The organism is Halorubrum sp. AD140, from assembly GCF_034497445.1.
In the GTDB taxonomy this organism is placed as follows: domain Archaea; phylum Halobacteriota; class Halobacteria; order Halobacteriales; family Haloferacaceae; genus Halorubrum.
In genome coordinates, this window is record NZ_JAXRUU010000175.1 from 1 (window position 1) to 1,508 (window position 1,508).

A 1,508-nucleotide genomic window follows, 5' to 3' on the forward strand; every position below is an offset into this window, starting at 1 on the left:
CGACGACCATCGCGGTCACGTTCACCGTCGGGCTCGGGGGGTTAGAGGACGCCCAGCTCGCCGAGCGCGACACCAACGTCGAGCGCGCGTTCGACGTGCTCCACGACAACTTCAACGACCTCAGCCGGGACGGCGTGCCGAGCCGGGCGACCGAGCTCCGGCTCGGGGGCGGTACCCTGACGACCGACGCGAACTCCCGGCTCGCCATCAACGGATCGGCGGGCGGGGGGCTGGCGAACGATTCGACGGCTGTCGTCTACCGCGGGGCTGGAGACACCGAGATCCGCTATGAGTACGGCGCGGTGATCCGGACTGACGGCGGCGGCAGCGTCATGATACGAGAGCCGGACCTGCTGGTCGGAGACAGGACGGTGTTCGGGTTCGTCGACCTGCGGCCGCGCGGAGACACGACGGTCGGCGGCGAGCGGACGGTCCTCGTTCGCGCGACCCTCGCAGACGACCGGTCCGTCCCGGAGGCCGGCGAGTCGGTGACCCTCTCGTTCGAGGGACCGACCGTCGACGCGTGGGAGCGCTACTTCGAGGACCGACAGGACGACCGGGGAGGTGAGGTGATAGACGGGATCGACCGGACGGGCGACGAACTCGAGGTCACGATGAACGCGGACGAGGGCGTCGCCGTTCACCGGACGACGGTCGTCGTCCGGTTCTCCGACTGACCGCGGGAACGCCCGTCACGCCGTCCGCAGAGGCGATCAGTCGCTCTCGATCCGCACCGTCTGTGTCGACACGTGGAGGTACGTGATCGTCGGGACGCGCTCCACCTCGCCGAACACCTCGGCGGTCGCGAGCGCTTCATCGTACTTGATCGTGAGATCCGCATCTTCGAGGTCGTCAAACGAGTCGACGACGATCGATCCGCGGATCGTGATCGACCCCTCGGCGTCGTCGACCTCGGTGTTCGGCGCGTAGAGGGTCCCCGTGATGTCGACCGGGTCGTCGGACCCGTCTATCTCCATCTCCTCCGAGTTCGAGAACAGCCAGAACGCCTCGGCGGGCTCGTTCGGGCCGGTGGTGACGCTGACACCGCTGTCGTCTTGGTCGTCGTCGTCGCCCTCGCCGCCGATCGTGATGTCACCGTCGTCGTCGTCGTGGAACATTTGGAGTTCGACTCCGGGTCCGACGTCGACGTTTACGTCCCGTTCGAAGGACACGTCGTCTCTCGCGTACAGCCGGACCGAGCCGTCGCCGACGACGGTGAGGTTCGCGGGGCTGTCACTCTCGCCGCCGAACGAGACGTCGCCGTCGATGAACAGGTCGATGTCGCCCTCGGCCGTGTCGAGTACGAGCTCGCCGGACTCGACGTCGAGTTCGTCGAACTCGAACCCCGCCTGTCCGCCCGCGGCCTCTAGGGTCACGCTGCCGCCGTCCTCGATCGAGAGGTCGTTTTCGTTATCGACGCCGAGCAGGGTGTCCTCGATGCGGTACGACTCTCCGGTTCCCTCAACTTCGAGGTCCTCCTCGACGGTGGCGGGCTCCGTCACCGGCTC

The 1,508-nt window shown here is 67.6% G+C and carries 1 protein-coding gene and 1 pseudogene; one reads left to right on the forward strand and one right to left on the reverse strand.

From position 1 onward, the window contains the following. Window positions 1-677, forward strand: a 677-nt coding sequence (locus U4E84_RS17120) for a hypothetical protein (protein ID WP_322533308.1), incomplete at its 5' end; no start/stop codon positions are given. Between the two features lie 36 nt (window positions 678-713). Here U4E84_RS17120 and U4E84_RS17125 read toward each other — a convergent pair. After that, window positions 714-1,508 (reverse strand): annotated as a pseudogene (locus tag U4E84_RS17125) (hypothetical protein); the annotation flags it as partial.